This is a genomic window from Priestia sp. AB (genome assembly GCF_028369225.1).
In the GTDB taxonomy this organism is placed as follows: Bacteria; Bacillota; Bacilli; order Bacillales; family Bacillaceae_H; genus Priestia; species Priestia megaterium.
The window spans coordinates 213,996-231,678 of the sequence record NZ_JAQMYN010000005.1 but is presented as its reverse complement, the minus strand read 5'-3'; the positions used below and the strand labels follow the sequence as shown (position 1 = coordinate 231,678).

Genomic DNA, 17,683 nt, shown 5'->3' with positions numbered 1-17,683 from the left:
TGTAGTTTTTCTTCAGTGTTCAGTTGCAAAATATGAAAGATAAAAGGAGCATATCAATGGCAGCTAATAAATGGACAAAATGGATGGTTGGTTTATCGAGCGTTGCTGCATTTACCACTTTTATAGGACTTTCTCAAAAATATGATCAAACAAATTCAACAGCTACGGCACTAAATAACGATGCATCAGCCGATAATTCATCTCAAACTCAAACGGAAGATGAGACGGACCTATTTCCAGATTCAGGATCTGGTTCCAATACGAACAATGGAACTAACGGGCAAGATCAATGGTCAAATGACAGTTCTAGTAAGCAAAGTGATCAGTGGTCAGACGATGATTCAAGTAGCCAGCAAGATCAGTGGTCTAATGATGATGCCGGAAATAGTCAGGATAATTGGGGCAATAACGATGATTCTTCTATGCAATCAAGACCTTCTTAAGGATGTGATATAATGAGCTACTCATTTAAAGCAATGAATACCAAATTTAATGTATATGAGCTTGAAACACTTGTCGGCCAAAAAGTGGAGAGCTGGTGTTATCTTGTAGAAAAAACCCTAAGCCGCTTTCTTCCAACAAGCGAGCTTTCACAGCTTAATTCGCTGAACGGAAGATTATTTTTACCGTCAAAAATGTTGTATGAAGCTGTAAAAACAGCCTCTTACTATTACAATGAGACAAACGGGATTTTCAACCCATTTCTGTATCACTCTATTCAAACTCTAGGATATGACCAAAGCTTTGAACAACTGCCTAACAATCAGCTTCCTCAAGAAGTAGTAGCTTTTGATGCTGTTAACCCTATTATGATTCACAAAGGAATGAGAAGTATTCAGCTTGCTTCTAATGTCGGTCTGGATTTAGGCGGAATCGCAAAAGGTTGGAGCATTCAGCAAATGGCGAATCAATTAAAGAAAAAAGGAACTTCACTTGGTGCAATCGATGGAGGCGGTGATATTGTAACGTGGGGGCCTGCTAGCAAGCACTGGTCCATTGCGCTCTCTCATCCATTTAATTTATCAAAAAATCTCATGAGTATTAAAGTAAAGAGCAACAGCGGCATTGCCACAAGCAGTGTGGGCAAGCGATTGTGGAAAATAAACGGACACACTCACCATCATATTATTGACGGCAGAATCAGCAAGCCTAGTTCATCAGAGCTTCTGCAAGTAACGGTTGTTTCAGAAGACTTGACCGTTTCTGAAGTCTATGCAAAATGCATGCTTATTCTCGGGTGGGACGCCGGATTAAGATTAGCTAAAATGCATCACCCTTCTTTAGAGGTAATTGCGGTTACAAAAGAAGGCGAAGTGTTAATCGAAAAAAATGTGAAAGGTCAGATATACCATTATGGCTACTCTCCTCGCGCAATTTAGTGCCCACTTTCCCGTTTGGAATACCATTCGGGCAGCCGGCTTAACTTCTTATTTGCTCATGTTTGTATCGGTTGCCGCTGGCATTTCTCACAGCTTTTCGTTTTTTAAACCAAAACGAAAAAAACAGCTTTTGCTGGTTCATCAATCATCAGGGTGGTTCGGATTATTATTTGGCATGATTCACGGACTTGTTTTATCATTTGATCAATCGATTCATTTTTCACTTTCTGACATTTTAATTCCGTTCACTTCCAATGACAAACCAATTAGCACAGGTCTTGGTACTATTTCACTCTACATTTTATTCGTACTGATTATCACATCCGATTTTATAAAACAGCTGGGGAGAAAAACATGGAAAGCCATTCATTTTCTTGCTTTTCCAGGCTATTTGCTCGCACTGTATCACGGCATTACTTCTGGAACAGATACACAGCAGCCGCTTATTCTTGGGATGTACAGCATCACTGGCTGCATCGTTTTGATTTTGCTTTTTTTACGACTTCAACACCAGTCAGCTCCTAAGAACCAAAAAAAAGCTCAGGAAAACTAAAAAACGCACTCTATCATAGAGTGCGTTTTTTCTTATCCGCGTCCTGCTTGGAATGATGGGTACTGTGTCATACCGCCGTCAGCAAAGAGTGTAATCCCTGTTACATAACTTGCCTCTGAAGAAGCTAGCCATGCAGCAACCGCTGCAATTTCTTCCGGCTCTCCAATGTATCCCATTGGAATCATGCTTTCTACATCTGCACGCTGCTCAGGATCAGCAAATTTCTCAGCGTTAATCGGTGTATTAATCGCTCCCGGTCCAATGTTATTTACACGAATACCTTTTGGAGCGTATTCTAATGCAAGTGTTTCGGTCATGAGCTTCATTCCGCCTTTACTTGCTGCGTAATGAACAAATAATGGCCAAGGAATTTTCTCGTGAACACTCGACATGTTAATAACTGTTCCCTTAATATCATTTTCCACAAAATATTTAATCGCTTCACGGCTGCCTAAAAATGCTCCCGTTAAGTTCGTATCAATGACTTTATTCCAATCGCTTAAAGACATTTCATGAGATGAAACCGGATTTTCCATTCCTGCGTTATTAATCATAACGTCTAACTTTCCAAATTCTTTAATAGCAGATTGAACTAAATTGATCACGTCAGACTCAACTGTTACGTCACCTTTAACGGCAATTGCCTCTCCGCCGACTTTTTTAATTTCTTCTAAAACGCTGTTAGCTTCTTCTTCTTTCGAACGATAATTCACAACTACCTTGGCTTTTTCTGTAGCAAAACGAATCGCCATTGATTTTCCCAAACCGGTAGATGAACCTGTTATGACAACTACTTTTCCTTCTAAATCTTTATACATTGTTAATACCCTCCTAGTTAGCTTTTGGCGAGCCCTAACATGACTCCTGCTATGATGATCAGTATAATCCCAATAATAATCCCAACTAGCTGACGCTTCGTTTTCTTCTCACCTAAAATAATGATCCCGCCTAATGTTGAAATGACGATTCCCATTTGGGAAAGCGAAAAGCTTGTCGCTACGCCTACTTTAGGTTGTGAGATGAATAAAAACATATTACCAGCGGCCCAAATAAGACCTGGGATAATGTTGCGAATTGCATATTTATTAAATGGCTTATGCTTAAACGTCAGCAATACTCCTCCAATAACCATACCAATCGCTTGAGGTAATAAAGCCGACCATCCGTCTACATTAAATAGACGGGCTACTACAACATAAACTAAATAACCAACGGTTGAAATTAATAAAATAACAATTCCTTTTTTGAAGTTTCCTTTTCCTTCTTCAGCCTCTTTCTCTTCTTTGCTTTGAAGTGATGCTAAAACAATCCCTACAATAATAAAGATAAGAGCGAGCACACCAAGAATGATTGAAGTTTTTGTAGACCACTCGTGAAACACAATTACTCCAAACAATGAAGTGGAAACTAACTGAAGCCCAGTTGAAATAGGCATCGTTTTAGAAACTCCAATTAAATCAATACTTTTCAGCTGATTACTTTGTCCAACTGCCCAAAATAGCCCCGATACAACTCCAACCCCAAAGATTAAAGGTGTAAACGTAGGGTGTACAAAAATATAAATACCGATGGAGAAAATCAAAGCTCCCAATGTGGTTCCAAGCGTTTGACTATAAGGTCCTCCGCCTAGTTTCACATTGAAAAGCACAATGCTTCCCCAAAATATGGCTGGTAAGACAGCTAAAAATATGTCCATGTTTCAAAACCTTCCTGTGCTAAAATTAAATGTCAAAGTGCATATTCCCCAACTTTTCCGCCATTAATCCTTTTTCAGGGACATTTTATGAATTAATGACCGCACGAAATATTCTTTGGATAGCGAAAACTGTATACCTTAATTTGTTCTAGGAGAGAAAAAGATATACTTTCTAACGCAAAAAAACAGCTTTTCCAAATAAAAGCTGTTCTGTATCATTTAATTTATTTTTAACATATAGCGATTAATAGGTCTCCCCACTCTGCCGTATTCAACTGATAATTTCAGCTCGTTTTCCTGTTCTAAAAACTCTAAATACCTTCTTGCTGTCACACGCGCAATTCCTACACCGTCCGCTACTTCTTCAGCAGAAATTGGATGATTTTGTTCGGAAAGATATTGTTGTATCCTCCTTAGCGTAACCGCATTTAGCCCTTTTGGAAGCAAATCGGCTTTTTCTTCGAATTGCTGAAACAGCATAGAATCTAATTCAGACTGAGTAATATGTTCTTTTTGACTTATTTTAACTTGAAACGAACGATACTGCTCAAGCGCTTGCTTCATTCGTTCAAACTTGAACGGTTTCATAATATAATCCACAGCGCCATATTGAAGAACTTTGCGTACGGTTTCAATATCACTTGCAGCCGTAACTGCTATCACGTCTGTTTTATAGCCATTTGCTCGAATTTGCTGTAAGGTAGTTAAGCCATCTTGACTAGGCATATACATATCAATAATCGTTAAATCAGGCTGATGCTGTTTAATGAGCTGTACCCCCTCTAAACCATTCGAAGCTGCAGCGATAACGGTGAACCCTTCAACTTGTTCAATAAATTGGCGGTTCACTTCTTGTACCATAGGATCGTCTTCTATGAGAAGCACGGTCCATGCTTTTTTATTCATTTCCCACTCCCCCTATAAAAAGAATGTAATGATAAAAGTCGTTCCAACATCTAATTCTGACTCTACTTTGATCTGACCGTTTCCTTTTTCAACAATTTGTTTTACTAAATGCAAACCAATTCCTCTATTTTCCTTTGCTTTGGTTGAAAAACCTTCATCAAAGATTCTCGCTACCTGATCCTCATTCATGCCACACCCGTTATCTTCAACTAATATAGAAAGAATGCCGTCATTTTGTTCCATACTTATATAGATCTTCCGTTCACGACGCTCCATATGTTGATACGAATCAAAAGCGTTCTCAATTAAGTTACCAATAATAATCACAAAATCATGATGATCTAAGTAAGGAGGAAATGAGTGAAGCTCGCTGTGGCGATCGATAGCTAACTCAATTCCAAGTTCTTTGGCACGGCTGACTTTGCTCAACAGCAATCCCGATATACTTTCATCTTTAATATGCTTATGAAGAAATTGGGTGAGCTCTTCTTGCTGTTCAGACACTTGAAAAACATACTGAAGAGCCTTGTCTTTATTTCCAAGTTGGATAAGCCCTGCAATGGTATGAAGTTTATTCATGTATTCATGGTTTTGAACTCTAAGAGCGCTTACAAATGATTTAACTCCTGTTAACTCTTCAGCTAATTTTTTAACTTCCGTTCTGTCTTGAAAAACAGCGACCGCACCGACTGTGTGATTATTAACCTTAATCGGCACACGATTGCTTAAAATATTCAAATTTCGAACTTGAAGCTCTCGATTATAAACAGGCTGATTAAGCTGCAGAATTTCTGGAAGCCTTGTATCTGGAATCACATCATAGATCTTTTTTCCAATTACCTCATCGGGTACATCCATCATAATTTTCGCTTTATGATTAAAAATAGTGATGTTCTCCTCTTTATCAATGGCAATGACTCCTTCATGCATGGCATTAAAGGTCTCCGTTCGTTCTACGAACAAACGAGCAATTTCATGAGGTTCAAGTTCAAACATCTCTTTTTTGATACGAGATGCAAGCGCCCACGCTCCCCATCCTCCAAAGAAAAGAGCAAGACCTGAGATAAGAAAGATTTCTTTTTTTAAACTTAAAATGACCTCTGTAAATTTCGGAAGAAGATAGCCTGAGACAACCACTCCTACTTGTTCATGCTGATCGTTTACAACGGGCACAAAAGAGCGAATGACCATTCCGCCTTCTCCTTTTGCTTTATCGGTATAGGTATGTTCTGCAAACGCCTGTCCCTCATCATCTCCTTTAGAGGTTTTTCCAATCATGCTTTGCAAAGGGTGAGACAAACGTTCATGATTCATATTCATAACCACTACATAATAAGCACCGTGAATAATGCGAATCGGCTCTACAATTTGATTAATGTTCTTACTATCTTTTTCAATTTTTTCTCGAATTTCAGGCATTTCAGCAACTGTTCTCGAAGTGATTAAAGCCCTTTGCTCTAAATCATTTTCTTTTGACTGCACAAAATTATTAATCACCACGATACTTGCTAAAAACAACGAAAAGGCCACGATAAAAAAGATTAACCCCGTCATTTTCGTTTGCATCGATAAGCGCATCATAGCGGAACACCTACTGCTGATTGAAGTTTATTTTAATTTTACCACGTTGAGAAATTGCGTGTTAGAATATTTGTAGAGAAAAATTATTGAATCGTGGGGTTGGACATTTTGAAGATGTTTATAGGGGCAAGTATCATTGTTAGCGTTTTCTTGATGATCTATGTTTTTTTGCAGTATACGGTTATAAATCAGGATAATGTGTATCATGACGATGAGCAAAAAGGATTAAATAAGCAAATTGTGATTAATTTTAGCCACGTGGTAGCTGAAAATACTCCAAAAGGCTTAGCCGCTCAAAAATTTGCTGAAATCGTTAATCAAAAATCGGATGGTAAAGTTAAAATTGAAGTATATTCAAACGGCGTATTGTATTCAGACGACGAAGAACTTGCCGCCCTTCGCCGAAATGATGTACAAATGATTGCACCTTCCATTTCAAAGCTAAGCGACCTCTCCCCTACGTGGCAACTTTTTGATCTTCCCTTCATTTTCGATGATTACAGCGAGGCAAAACAAGTGTTTACCGGTAAAATCGGACAGGATTTGTTGAGTACGCTGCAAGAGAAAAACATTAAAGGGCTTGCTTTATGGAGCAACGGCTTTAAACAAATGACTAGCAATACGAAACCTTTGCTCCATCCAGCAGATTTTCAAGGTCAAACGTTTCGCATTATGCCAAGTGAAGTAATCAAAAAACAATTCGAACTTCTTGGCTCCAAGCCTCAGGCTGTCTCGTTTAATAAAGTATATCAATCCCTTGAACGACAGGAATTTGACGGACAGGAAAATACCATTTCTAATATTTATTCAAAACGTTTGTACGAGCTGCAAAAATATATGACCATCAGCAACCATGGATACTTGGGCTACGCTGTTTTAATGGATGAAAAGTATTGGGACAGCCTCCCTGAAGATGTAAAACAACTATTAAGTGATGCAATGGTAGAAACAACTAACTGGATTTGGACTCAATCAAAAATGATGAACGATGAACAGCTGCAGCAAATAAAAAATAAATCTGGCATGCGCGTTTATTACTTAAATGATTTACAAAAAGCTGAATGGAAAAAACAGTTTAACTCTCTTTATCAATCGTTTGAAAACAATGCAACAAAACAAACGCTTGATATCATTCAACAAATAAAAAATATCGAAAGCAAAAAGTGATGACTATATGTTCATCACTTTTTTTGACCAAAATGACCAAAAAGAACATTATCACCAGAAATATAAATAGTTAAAATTATCAGTTAATATAAGGATAAGAACAATGTAAGCGTTAACAAAAACATTCTCGAAAGGAGCATTACGTATGAAATTAAGTTTTAAAAATCTAACTGTTCAAGTTGTTATCGGTATCCTTCTTGGTATTGCAATTGGCTTCATGTTTCCTGAATTTGGAGCTAAATTAAAAGTATTGGCTGATATCTTCATTAAATTAATTAAGATGGTGATTGCCCCAATTATTTTCTTAACAGTGGTCATCGGTATCGGAAGCATGGGAGATTTAAAGAAAGTGGGACGAATTGGAGGTAAAGCTCTTTTATACTTTGAGATTGTCACTACTTTTGCCTTAGCAATTGGAATTATCGTTGTAAACTTTATCAAACCTGGGGCTGGCTTTAATATCAATGGCGCAAGCGGAGCTGATGTTACTCAATATACGCAGCAAGCAGCTGAAGCGGAGCATGGCTTTATGGAGTTTATCATGGGAATTATTCCAGACAGTGTATTTGGCGCAATGGCAAATGGTGAATTATTGCCAATCTTATTCTTTGCCGTACTATTTGGAATGGCTACAGCTACACTCGGCGAAAAAGCGGCTCCTGTCATTACATTCTTTGAACGCTGTACAGATATTTTCTTTGGAATTGTTAATATGATTATGAAACTTTCACCTATTGCGGCGTTTGGAGCGATGGCTTATACGATCGGTAACTTCGGAATAGGCTCTCTTCAAAAACTCGGTTTCTTAATGGGATCTGTTTACATTACTATGTTCTTATTTATTGTATTTGTACTTGGAACCATTGCTAAGATTTATGGATTTAATATTTTTAAATTCATTGCTTTTATTAAAGAAGAAATTCTACTTGTATTAGGTACGTCTTCTTCGGAATCTGCACTGCCAAAAATGATGGACAAAATGGAGAAGTACGGATGTTCAAAATCTGTAGTAGGACTTGTCATTCCAACTGGTTACTCATTTAACCTAGATGGAACAGCAATCTACTTATCAATGGCTGCTATCTTTATCGCTCAAGCGTATGGAGTCGACCTGTCGTTAATGCAAGAGATTACACTACTTGGTATTTTAATGCTAACGTCTAAAGGAGCTGCCGGAGTTACTGGCTCTGGATTTATTACACTAGCAGCTACGCTTGCTGCATTCCCGATGATTCCAGTTGAAGGAATCGCGCTGTTAATTGGGGTAGACCGCTTTATGTCGGAAGCTCGTGCCATTACAAACTTAATTGGAAATGGTGTAGCAACTGTAGTTGTATCGAAAATGGAAAATGAATTTCATCCTCCTGTAGAAACAGTACAAGACGTTAATTCCGCACCTCCATTAGCTAAGTAATAAAAAAAGAGGTTGAGACATAGCCTGATGAATTCAATCTAAAGGCGAATAAATGGGATACATGAGCTGAACCGCTTATGACACCGCAGTTGATTTCCGTACAAGACTTCGCTTTCCGCAGGCGGCCGATGAGCCTCCTCGTCGCGTACGCTCCTGCGGGGTCTCATCTGTTCCGCTTTTCCCGCAGGAGTCTTCGCCTTGTCCTCCAATCAACTGCTAGATGGATCTAAACAAATGAAGCCTACGTTCATCCCAACAAAAAAACGAATCACTAATCAAAATGTTTGATTAGTGGTTCGTTTTTCACTTCATCTTAAATACTTTTGTCCCAACCTCTTTTTTAGGATTAATGCGTTTCTTTTTTAGAACGTCCGCTAAGTTTCCCAACAACAACAACTAAAATAGCTAACAAAATAGGAATAATCGTATGCAAATACGGATTCAACCCTTCTAATACGTGTCCCACCGCTTTGTCTTTAAAGATCATTTCACCAGCAGTATAGCCAAGAAGCGCTGCTCCAGCAATGATGATAATTGGGAATTTTTCCATAATTTTCATTAAAAGCTGACTTCCCCAAATGATTAACGGAATGCTAATAACAAGACCAAGGATAATGAGTAGAATATTGCCGTTAGCCGCACCCGCAACCGCTACTACGTTATCTAAACTCATAACAAGGTCCGCTATAATAATTGTTTTAATAGCACCTGCTAGAGTTGAATTCGCTTTAATATCTCCATCATCTTCACCTTTTAAAAGACTAATAGCAATCCATAGAAGAAGCAGCCCTCCGATGAAATTTAAAAATGGGATTGTTAATAAATATACAGCGACAAACGTTAGCCCTACACGTAGTACAACCGCTCCTAATGTACCGAAAACAACCGCTTTGTTTCGATGCTCGTCCGGAAGATTCCGACAAGCTAAAGCAATCACGACTGCGTTATCGCCACTCAGTACAATGTTAATCAGTAAAATTTCTAAAAGATTTAAAATAAAACTCTGATCCATAAAAAAACTCCTTGATTGATTTTTATTAGTCTATTTCTCTATCTCTTATTTCATTACTAGAAATAGAGAACTAAAACTCTATCAATATAACCCGTTCTTACTCTTTAATGAAGAGAAGTAGTTATTTCACTAACAGTATTTTATCACTAAAAAGAAATTTGAAATAGGTATTTGTAAAGGAAAAGTCAGTTCATTACAATAAATCAAACCTTGTCCTTTATCTTTCATCTATTTTTCACCATCACTCTCTACTATTAGTAGCAGGAGAGCATTTATAAAAAATAGAGTGATTTTTATAAATAATACAAGCCTCCAATGCTTCTTCGTTATTTTGTAGTTTTTCGTCAGCTACGATATAAGAAAGGAGAAAATAGGTATGATTTTAAAAGCGCTAAAAACAAATAAATTATTAACTATTAACTATCAAAACAACGGTTTTGTTCAAACAGTCAAAGGTTATATTCAAAACTTAAACTTGCTCGAACAAACTCTTCTATTAAAAGATGAAAATCAGCATGTACGATCACTTCGGCTATCAAGTATTAAAAAGATTTATTGATAAAAAAAGTAGAGATTGAGAGATAACTACACCAATCAACCGCTAGAAGCAGCTAAATAGAGTACATTCACGTTACCATAACCATAAAAAAATCCGAACGCTTCATCGTTCGGATCTTTTTTCAACTAAATAAAAAACTTTTGTCCTATCCTCTTTTTATTTAACTCACTGTATGACGTGCGATTACTTCTTTAATTGATTCATATACAATTTCAACCATTGTTTTTAATTCTTCGTTTGTCATTGAAAGAATAGGCATCATCGTAATCACAGGACCTAGCTCTCTAATAATTAAACCTTTTTGGCGAGCCGCTAAAATGATGTCTCCCATCACTTTTTTATCTTCAAAAATAGACTTTGTTTGGCGGTCTTTCACAACTTCGATTCCTGCCATTAATCCTCTTTGTCTAATGTCTCCCACGTTAGGCAGCTCATAAAGCTTTAATAGATAACGTTTAAAAACTTTTTCCTTTTCTTTTACACTACGGATTAATTCTCTTTCTTCTATCAGTTCAATATTTCTAAGCGCTACTGTACAGGCTAATTGATTTCCCGTATACGTATGTCCATGAAAGAAGGTTTTATTTTCATCTGGATGAGCTAAAAAAGCATTAAATATCTTTTCGCTTGTTAACGTAGCAGCAAGCGGCATATACCCTCCTGTTATCCCTTTTCCTACACACATAATATCCGGTACAACATCTTCTTGTTCACATGCAAACAGCGTTCCTGTTCGTCCAAATCCAACTGCTACTTCGTCACAAATCAGCAATACCCCGTACGCTTTGCACAGCAGCTCTACTTGTTTTAAAAAACCGGGAGGATGTGTAATAATACCCGCTGCTCCTTGCACAAGCGGTTCAATAATCAACCCGGCTACTTCTTCCCCTTTGTTCTGCAAGAGCTTCTCTAGCTGGTGAATGCAGTAAGCTGAAGCTTGCTCTTCCGTTTCAAATCCTTCCATACGGTAAGTATAAGGAGAAGGTGCAGGAATTCGTTCAAACAGCAATGGCTTAAAGATGCGATGAAATAAATCCATGCCTCCTACACTGACTGCCCCGATTGTATCTCCATGATATGCCTCATTCAATGAGATAAATTTACTTTTGTTTTTATACTTTACAGAGTCGAGATTTTGCCAATATTGATAGGCAATTTTCAACGCAATTTCAACAGCGGCGGAGCCTGTATCAGAGTAGAAGACTTTCGATAAGCTGCCAGGAGTAATTTCCGCTAGCTTTTTGGCTAACAAAATGGATGGAACGTTCGCCGATCCAAGCAGCGTAGAATGCGCTAATCTTTCCACTTGTATATGTAAAGCTGTATTTAATTCCGGATCATTATGTCCATGCACGTTCACCCATAGAGAAGCGTATCCATCTAAATATTTGTTTCCCTCTACATCATATAAATAGCTTCCTTCTCCTCTTTCAATAATAAGAGGATTCGATTGACGATAAGCTTTCATTTGTGTAAACGGATGCCATACATATTCTTTATCCCATTTCTCCAGCTCAGCTTTTTGATACGGCACAGTCAAACACCTCCTGAATATGTTGAATAACACTTTTTTGCCTCATCATTTTCTCAATATATGCATCTAACTCTTCATCGATATGTGTGAATACTGGAACGGTCATTAGAGATGATATTTGAAGCAGCTTTTCAATCGTTCGAACATTGTCGTTATGAATGATACTGCTGTGATTAAAACGATTAAAAATGAGTCCGTTGATTTTAAGGTGATGCTCACTTGCATATGAAAAGGTAGAAAGCGCATCATGAATAGCTCCTAATCCCGTCGTTCCAACAGCAATAACCGGCATTTGTGCATCTATGATCAGATCTTTTGTCATATAAAACGTTGTTTTCTCCTCAATTAAAGGCACGGCAAGACCTCCCGCTCCTTCTACGAGCACTACATCAAATTTCTTTTTTAATTCATTAATGCGTTTTAAGACGATTGAAGGCTCCACTTGCTTGTTGCTCAGTGCAATAGCCAAATGAGGAGACGTCTCCGGCTTTAACTGATAAATACCCGTATCTGCTACTCCGAGCCTTGTTTCAAACCAGTGAATATCCGGATAACCTCCAATTTCGTCTTGGTAGCCGGTTTGAAATGGTTTGCAAATTGTCGTTTTTATTCCTAGACGACCAAGTACTTTATACAAAATACTTGTAACCAGGGTTTTTCCAATATCTGTTCCAGTTCCCGTAATAAAATACGCTTTGCCCATTTTTTTCTCTCCTTTTTTTCTATGTCTTAGTTACCCCGCTTTGACCCGCTTTGATGACAAACGACTAAATTGAGGCTGCATTCGGTGAATCAGCACTGAACATAAAATACATAACAAAAGATCTCCAGGCATTGGCAAAAAAGCTCCAAAAAAAAGTGTATCACTCAGTGAAAGAGGCTTTTCAATTATCCATTTCATTGCTCCGTAAAGCCAGAAGCAGCCGACTGCGTACACAATAGCTAGCGTAGATAAATTAGCTGAAAAGATAGAAAAAGGTTTCTTTAAGTCATATTTTTGAATAAGGTAGCCGTTCATAAATGCACCCATAGCATAGCCAATTAAATAGCCAAACGTTGGTTTGAAGATATACCCTAAACCTCCTCCTTCTGCAAAAACCGGAACACCGATTAACCCAATACCTATGTAGCATAGCTGACTATACAAACCTAAACGCGGACCTAACAGCGCACCGGCTAAATAAACAGGAACAATTTGAAGAGTAAACGGTATGTAGGGAATAGGAATTTTTATAAATGCACCAATCGCCGTTAAAGCTGCAAATAAGGAAACATACGCCATTATTTTCGGTTTCATATTCACCCTCCTTTCTCTTTTCATTGCTTTAAGTTTGCAATAATTCCTTTTTATTTGTCAACTTAATTTTATTTTAAGTTTACAAACAAACAATAAAAAAAAGACGCAAAAACCTGGGCTTTTGCGTCTTTTGATTTTTATAAAATTACTTTTTTGTCGTCTTTAAGCTGCACTTCTTGACGGCTGATAGATAAATCAACTTTCTTTTTTACACGTGCATGATAATAAGCATAAAACAGCAGCGCTAGTGGAATACCGACATACAACGCCATTCGCTGTTCTGCATCAAATGCCATGCTTCCCAATACGATTGTATTTAATACTAATGCGATTAAAGGTAATACCGGGTAAAGAGGGACTTTAAATTTTAAATCCTCGATTTGCCCTCCTTGATTTATATATCTTTTTCTAAATGCAAGCAGTGATGCAGCAATCGTAATCCAGCCAATTTGTGCACCTAAACCCGCTGCAGAAATGAGCCATACAAATACTGTTTCTTGAGCAAAGAATCCTGAAAGTAAAGATAAAAGCGCAATGCCTAATGTTAAAAGCAGGGCATTCATCGGCACACCGCGTTTATTTACTTTCATGAAAGCTGAACTTGCCATGTTATCTTTTGACAATGAATACAGCATACGCGTTGCTGCATAAAGACCTGAGTTAGCTACAGATAACAGTGCCGTTAGGATAACAAAGTTCATAATATCTGCCGCATATGGAATACCAATTTGGTCAAATACAACAACAAATGGACTCTCAACTACGCCTGCTTTTTCAAGCGGAATCATACCCGCTAAGACAGCTACAGCTAGTACAAAAAATACAAGCGTTCTCCATACCGTTTGTTTAATGGCTCTTGGTACAGTCTTGTCTGGGTTTTCACTTTCCCCAGCCGCTACACCAATAAGCTCCGTGCCTTGGAATGAAAAGTTAACTGTAATCATGGTAATCAACACGGCACTAATTCCGTGAGGAAACACGCCATGAGCCGTATAATTAGAGAAAAGCGGTGCGCTGTCCCCATTACTTAGTGGAAGAAAACCAAACATAGCAGCTCCACCAAGCACGATAAATAAAATAATAGCTAACACTTTAATGCTGGCAAACCAAAACTCCGCTTCACCAAACGCTTTAGCTGACAGTGCATTTAATGAGAATAATAAAAGGGCAAATATAGCACACCAGATCCATACAGGAGAATCAGGAAACCATCTTTGCATAAGCTGACCTGCTGACAAAAATTCTAATGCAACCGTTACAGCCCAGCCCAACCAATATAACCATCCAAAAGCGAAACCAACACCAGGGCCAATAAATTTTGTTGTATATGTCTGAAACGAACCCGAAACTGGCATCGCTACTGCAAGTTCCCCTAAGCAAAGCATTGTTAAGTACATAATGAAGCCACCTACGATAAACGAAAGGATAGCTCCAATCGCTCCTGCTTGGCTAATCGTGTATCCTGTTCCTAAAAAGAACCCTGTACCGATAACCCCGCCGAGCGAAATCATAAACAAATGTCTGCTTTTCATCGTCTTTTTTAATTCATTTGTTTGCTGTTGTCCTTCTATCATATTAACGACATTTCCTTTCAACCTATTTATTACGAGATATTACCTAGAAAAAAATTAATAAACCTTTGTTTTCTATGCATATTTACTTACATATTTATGCGATGTTCTCAATTTAAATGAAACAGCCTTTTGTAATCTTAACATAATGCTCACTAGATTTAAAATGTTTTTCTGCAAAAGTAAAATGAATTTTTCTTGAATAGTGTGATTTTCTTTTACTGTTGATATTCATAACCGTTTTTCTTTAAATGAATAGAGGATGCAACAAGAAAAAAGCTGTGCTTTCGTCTTCGAAAGCACAGCTTTTTCACTTTTTACCAAACAAACAATCCAACAATCATAGCACTTAATAACGAAACTGCGATACCGCTCACAAGCAGTTTCCATACGTTTTTTCCAATAATCGTTGATTTACCTTCTGATAACGTAGAATTATACGTCCCATAAATCATACCTACCGTACTGAAGTTAGCAAAAGATGTTAAGAATGTTGTAGCAACTGCAATCGTATGCGGTGGAAGTGTATCTAGATTTTTCTTCAAATCCATCATTGCCACGAATTCATTTGTTGCTAGCTTGATACCCATCAGCTGAGCTACGTACATTGCATCATGTCCCGTTAGCCCTAGTAAAAATGCAAATGGACTAAAGATATAAGAGAAAATCTTTTGTACAGTCAAGCCGTCTACGATAACGCCTAAAATACCGTTAAGCGCAGATGTAAGAGCTACATATCCAATAACCATCGCTAAAATAACAATAACCATGTTCATTCCGACTAACATACTGTTTGAAATGGTAGAGAAAAAGTCTTTTTTCTCCGACTTTGGCGGTACGTAAATCATATCTTCTTCTTTTGTAACATGAACCGGATTCAATAAGCTCACTAAAATAAGCGCGTTTAAACAGTTCAGTGGAATTGCTGTAAACACGTACGTAGGGGGAACCATCGTTAAATAAGCACCGATAATAGATCCGCTAATACTGCTCATACTCATAATTCCAAACGTAAGCAAACGGTTGTCTTTTAACACAGAAAGCTGATTACGAATAACCGCTAATGCTTCCGTATTTCCTAAAAACATCATTTGAATAGCGAAAAAGCTTTCTAATTTAGGCAAACGAGAAACTTTCGAAATGACCCAGCCTACTTTATCAATAATCCACGTTAAAATACCAAAGTAAGATAAAATATCAAAAAATGTCACGACAAAGATGATAGGCAGTAATGCACTGAAGAAAAAGTCAACCGTTTCATTTCCCATTACAGATGGGAACGCAAAAGCAATTCCATCGTTAGCACAGGAAATTAGCCAAGTAAAGAACGAAGCAATCTTATTAATAATCCATGTGCCGATTGAAGTTCCTAACATAAACCAAGTAATGAGGACTTCAACGACTAGCAGTGAAGCAATTGGACGCCACTTTATCTCTTTCTTTTTAGGAGAACATAAAAAGACGACACCCATTACGACAAAAACGCCTAATAAATTTAATAAAAAGTACATGCAAGCCACTCCCAGGTGTGTATTTGAAAAACAAAAAAAGCTCTTACTTTTCATAAATTCTGACAATAACAGAAAGTATGAAAAGTAAGAGCTTTGAAAGAAGACTGTACTCATGAGAATACGCCCTTCTTTTTGCTGCTTATATCCAAACTTTCTTGTAGTCTAGTTTTTTACGGTTACTAGGTAGAGACTATCAGACCATATTACTGATAATATACAAGATCGTAATCTTAGCTGTATTCAATTGATATGAACAAATTCTACCCTTTATTTTTTTAATAATCAACACTTTAAAAGTTTTTCGGAATAATAAAATTGGTATGAAAATTCTATTTATTTATCACTTCTTTTGAACTACCCATCGGAAAATCACACAAAAAAAGTGAATTTAACCGTTCTTTTAACTCAATTTTTTTCCTATTTTTGAAACAAAGAAATTGATTCTTTGATGAGTATGTTTAAATATCTACTTCGCTTTTCATTTAATTCCTCAAAAAAATGTTTCATTTTTACGACTTGAGACGTAGAAAAAAATAATCCTGCTGTTCGTTGAAATTAACCGCTTTTCAATTTACACTTTATGGTAGAAGAAAACAAATTTAATTTAGGTAGAAAGCGGGTTATAACGTGAAAAAAATATTGGCTTTTATTTTAGTGATAGGTGGTACGGCAGTCCTCTTTTCTACTGCGTTTGCACCTTCCTCTTGGTCGTTAAGTTCATTCAAGACGTCCAGGTCTGAAGCGGCGTTATCAAGTGATATTCAGCATATTCAAATTGACTCTCCAAGCATTAGTACAACTGTCGTGCCGCAAGATCGTCAAGATATTAAAACAAAAGTAGAAGGTAAAGGAAAAGTAGATGTAAAGCAAAACGGAGATACCCTAGTCGTCACTTATCAAAAAAGTCCTTTTCAATGGCTTTCTATTTTTTCAAATACAAAAGTGACAATCTACATTCCTAGAGATTATCACCACAACCTTGCGCTTACGGTAGGTTCTGGGGACCTTCAAGTTGCTGCACAGCCTGAGCAAGCGCTTCAGCTGAAAGATGTTTCGATTAAAGTAGGTTCTGGAAATGCAAGTATTTCAAACTTGAGGAGCACCTCTCTTCGTACGGATGTCAATTCTGGAGGTTTACAGCTGAGTAATGTTGAAAGCCAAACAGCTAAATTTGCTGTAGGCTCTGGGGAAATTAAAGGAACAAACTATAAAGGAAAACTTCAGGCGCGCATTGGATCTGGTGATCTCTATATGGATTTTAAAAAGCTAGAAGAAGCCGTTTCTATAGATGTAGGATCTGGAGATGCCGTGCTGGTTCTTCCGAAAAGCGCTGGTTTTAAAGTGAATGGAAAAGTAAGCAGCGGTGATATAAACAATGACTTTAAGTTAAGCAATGCAACCGTAACAGAAGAAGTATTAAAAGGAAAGCATGGAAATGGAAAATATCCTATTGATGCAGCTGTTTCAAGCGGAGAATTAACGTTAAAATCAAAATAAAACGAA

General features: G+C 37.5%; 18 protein-coding genes and 1 riboswitch. Of the genes, 7 read left to right on the top strand and 11 right to left on the bottom strand.

Features of this window, described 5'->3' with window-relative positions; all coding sequences use genetic code 11:
* Positions 1–56 precede the first annotated feature (56 nt).
* From POF52_RS17245 to POF52_RS17235, 3 genes are read left to right on the top strand one after another with little or no spacing between them, the layout of a single operon-like run.
* Positions 57–443: a hypothetical protein gene (locus tag POF52_RS17245; RefSeq protein ID WP_271993618.1), complete on the top strand. Its 387-nt coding sequence runs from the start codon at positions 57–59 to the stop codon at positions 441–443.
* Positions 444–455: 12 nt separating this feature from the next.
* A complete protein-coding gene (locus POF52_RS17240) occupies positions 456–1,379 on the top strand; it encodes an FAD:protein FMN transferase (protein ID WP_271993616.1) in 924 nt (307 codons plus the stop codon).
* Positions 1,354–1,932: a ferric reductase-like transmembrane domain-containing protein gene (locus POF52_RS17235; RefSeq protein ID WP_271993614.1), complete on the top strand. Its 579-nt coding sequence runs from the start codon at positions 1,354–1,356 to the stop codon at positions 1,930–1,932. Before POF52_RS17240 ends, POF52_RS17235 begins: the two co-directional genes overlap by 26 nt.
* A gap of 32 nt (positions 1,933–1,964) precedes the next feature.
* Here the strand turns inward: POF52_RS17235 and gdh are convergent, their stop codons facing one another.
* The 4 genes from gdh to POF52_RS17215 form a co-directional block, all read right to left on the bottom strand.
* Positions 1,965–2,750, bottom strand: coding sequence for a glucose 1-dehydrogenase (gene gdh, locus POF52_RS17230; protein WP_043980290.1), 786 nt, complete (start codon positions 2,748–2,750; stop codon positions 1,965–1,967).
* 17 nt (positions 2,751–2,767) lie between these two features.
* Positions 2,768–3,628 carry a RhaT/GlcU family sugar-proton symporter gene (locus POF52_RS17225; protein WP_013081864.1) on the bottom strand — a complete coding sequence of 287 codons (861 nt, stop codon included), beginning with the start codon at positions 3,626–3,628 and terminating at the stop codon, positions 2,768–2,770.
* A gap of 219 nt (positions 3,629–3,847) precedes the next feature.
* Positions 3,848–4,534 (bottom strand): response regulator, encoded by a 687-nt coding sequence (locus POF52_RS17220; protein WP_013081863.1) that lies wholly within the window; start codon positions 4,532–4,534, stop codon positions 3,848–3,850.
* Between the two features lie 12 nt (positions 4,535–4,546).
* A complete protein-coding gene (locus tag POF52_RS17215; RefSeq protein WP_271993611.1) occupies positions 4,547–6,115 on the bottom strand; it encodes an ATP-binding protein in 1,569 nt (522 codons plus the stop codon).
* A gap of 108 nt (positions 6,116–6,223) precedes the next feature.
* Between POF52_RS17215 and POF52_RS17210 the strand changes: the two genes are divergently transcribed.
* Positions 6,224–7,282, top strand: coding sequence for a DctP family TRAP transporter solute-binding subunit (locus POF52_RS17210; protein ID WP_255323476.1), 1,059 nt, complete (start codon positions 6,224–6,226; stop codon positions 7,280–7,282).
* 145 nt (positions 7,283–7,427) lie between these two features.
* Positions 7,428–8,696, top strand: a complete 1,269-nt coding sequence (locus tag POF52_RS17205; RefSeq protein WP_013081860.1) for a dicarboxylate/amino acid:cation symporter — start codon at positions 7,428–7,430, stop codon at positions 8,694–8,696.
* A 75-nt stretch (positions 8,697–8,771) separates the two neighbouring features.
* Here the strand turns inward: POF52_RS17205 and POF52_RS17200 are convergent, their stop codons facing one another.
* On the bottom strand, positions 8,772–8,909 hold the full coding sequence (locus POF52_RS17200; protein WP_176585045.1) for a hypothetical protein: 138 nt from the start codon (positions 8,907–8,909) through the stop codon (positions 8,772–8,774).
* 133 nt (positions 8,910–9,042) lie between these two features.
* Complete coding sequence (locus POF52_RS17195) at positions 9,043–9,708, bottom strand: TerC family protein (RefSeq protein WP_057241420.1); 666 nt, start codon at positions 9,706–9,708, stop codon at positions 9,043–9,045.
* A gap of 376 nt (positions 9,709–10,084) precedes the next feature.
* Between POF52_RS17195 and POF52_RS17190 the strand changes: the two genes are divergently transcribed.
* The gene (locus POF52_RS17190) at positions 10,085–10,267 is read left to right on the top strand and encodes a YolD-like family protein (RefSeq protein ID WP_074679081.1); all 183 of its coding nucleotides are present in this window, start codon (positions 10,085–10,087) and stop codon (positions 10,265–10,267) included.
* A 160-nt stretch (positions 10,268–10,427) separates the two neighbouring features.
* Here POF52_RS17190 and bioA read toward each other — a convergent pair whose 3' ends face one another.
* The 5 genes from bioA to POF52_RS17165 form a co-directional block, all read right to left on the bottom strand.
* Entirely contained in the window at positions 10,428–11,801 is a 1,374-nt protein-coding gene (gene bioA / locus POF52_RS17185; RefSeq protein ID WP_271993605.1) for an adenosylmethionine--8-amino-7-oxononanoate transaminase, read from the bottom strand.
* Positions 11,782–12,504 (bottom strand): dethiobiotin synthase, encoded by a 723-nt coding sequence (gene bioD / locus POF52_RS17180; protein WP_074893940.1) that lies wholly within the window; start codon positions 12,502–12,504, stop codon positions 11,782–11,784. Before bioD ends, bioA begins: the two co-directional genes overlap by 20 nt.
* A gap of 30 nt (positions 12,505–12,534) precedes the next feature.
* Positions 12,535–13,098: a biotin transporter BioY gene (locus POF52_RS17175; RefSeq protein ID WP_271993603.1), complete on the bottom strand. Its 564-nt coding sequence runs from the start codon at positions 13,096–13,098 to the stop codon at positions 12,535–12,537.
* Between the two features lie 137 nt (positions 13,099–13,235).
* Positions 13,236–14,672 carry an amino acid permease gene (locus tag POF52_RS17170; RefSeq protein WP_013055535.1) on the bottom strand — a complete coding sequence of 479 codons (1,437 nt, stop codon included), beginning with the start codon at positions 14,670–14,672 and terminating at the stop codon, positions 13,236–13,238.
* A 314-nt stretch (positions 14,673–14,986) separates the two neighbouring features.
* Positions 14,987–16,180 carry a NupC/NupG family nucleoside CNT transporter gene (locus POF52_RS17165; protein WP_176585048.1) on the bottom strand — a complete coding sequence of 398 codons (1,194 nt, stop codon included), beginning with the start codon at positions 16,178–16,180 and terminating at the stop codon, positions 14,987–14,989.
* Positions 16,181–16,318: 138 nt separating this feature from the next.
* Positions 16,319–16,420: riboswitch (purine riboswitch) on the bottom strand.
* A gap of 387 nt (positions 16,421–16,807) precedes the next feature.
* Between POF52_RS17165 and liaG the strand changes: the two genes are divergently transcribed.
* Entirely contained in the window at positions 16,808–17,677 is an 870-nt protein-coding gene (gene liaG / locus POF52_RS17160; RefSeq protein ID WP_271993601.1) for a LiaG family protein, read from the top strand.
* Positions 17,678–17,683: the final 6 nt, after the last annotated feature.

Excerpts from the sequence above, each read along its gene's own strand:
- POF52_RS17245 (WP_271993618.1), top strand. The coding sequence starts at position 57 with ATGGCAGCTAATAAATGGACAAAATGGATGGTTGGTTTATCGAGCGTT.
- POF52_RS17240 (WP_271993616.1), top strand. The coding sequence starts at position 456 with ATGAGCTACTCATTTAAAGCAATGAATACCAAATTTAATGTATATGAG.
- POF52_RS17235 (WP_271993614.1), top strand. The coding sequence starts at position 1,354 with ATGGCTACTCTCCTCGCGCAATTTAGTGCCCACTTTCCCGTTTGGAAT.
- gdh (WP_043980290.1), bottom strand. The coding sequence starts at position 2,750 with ATGTATAAAGATTTAGAAGGAAAAGTAGTTGTCATAACAGGTTCATCT.
- POF52_RS17225 (WP_013081864.1), bottom strand. The coding sequence starts at position 3,628 with ATGGACATATTTTTAGCTGTCTTACCAGCCATATTTTGGGGAAGCATT.
- POF52_RS17220 (WP_013081863.1), bottom strand. The coding sequence starts at position 4,534 with ATGAATAAAAAAGCATGGACCGTGCTTCTCATAGAAGACGATCCTATG.
- POF52_RS17215 (WP_271993611.1), bottom strand. The coding sequence starts at position 6,115 with ATGATGCGCTTATCGATGCAAACGAAAATGACGGGGTTAATCTTTTTT.
- POF52_RS17205 (WP_013081860.1), top strand. The coding sequence starts at position 7,428 with ATGAAATTAAGTTTTAAAAATCTAACTGTTCAAGTTGTTATCGGTATC.
- POF52_RS17195 (WP_057241420.1), bottom strand. The coding sequence starts at position 9,708 with ATGGATCAGAGTTTTATTTTAAATCTTTTAGAAATTTTACTGATTAAC.
- POF52_RS17190 (WP_074679081.1), top strand. The coding sequence starts at position 10,085 with ATGATTTTAAAAGCGCTAAAAACAAATAAATTATTAACTATTAACTAT.
- bioD (WP_074893940.1), bottom strand. The coding sequence starts at position 12,504 with ATGGGCAAAGCGTATTTTATTACGGGAACTGGAACAGATATTGGAAAA.
- POF52_RS17175 (WP_271993603.1), bottom strand. The coding sequence starts at position 13,098 with ATGAAACCGAAAATAATGGCGTATGTTTCCTTATTTGCAGCTTTAACG.
- POF52_RS17170 (WP_013055535.1), bottom strand. The coding sequence starts at position 14,672 with ATGATAGAAGGACAACAGCAAACAAATGAATTAAAAAAGACGATGAAA.
- POF52_RS17165 (WP_176585048.1), bottom strand. The coding sequence starts at position 16,180 with ATGTACTTTTTATTAAATTTATTAGGCGTTTTTGTCGTAATGGGTGTC.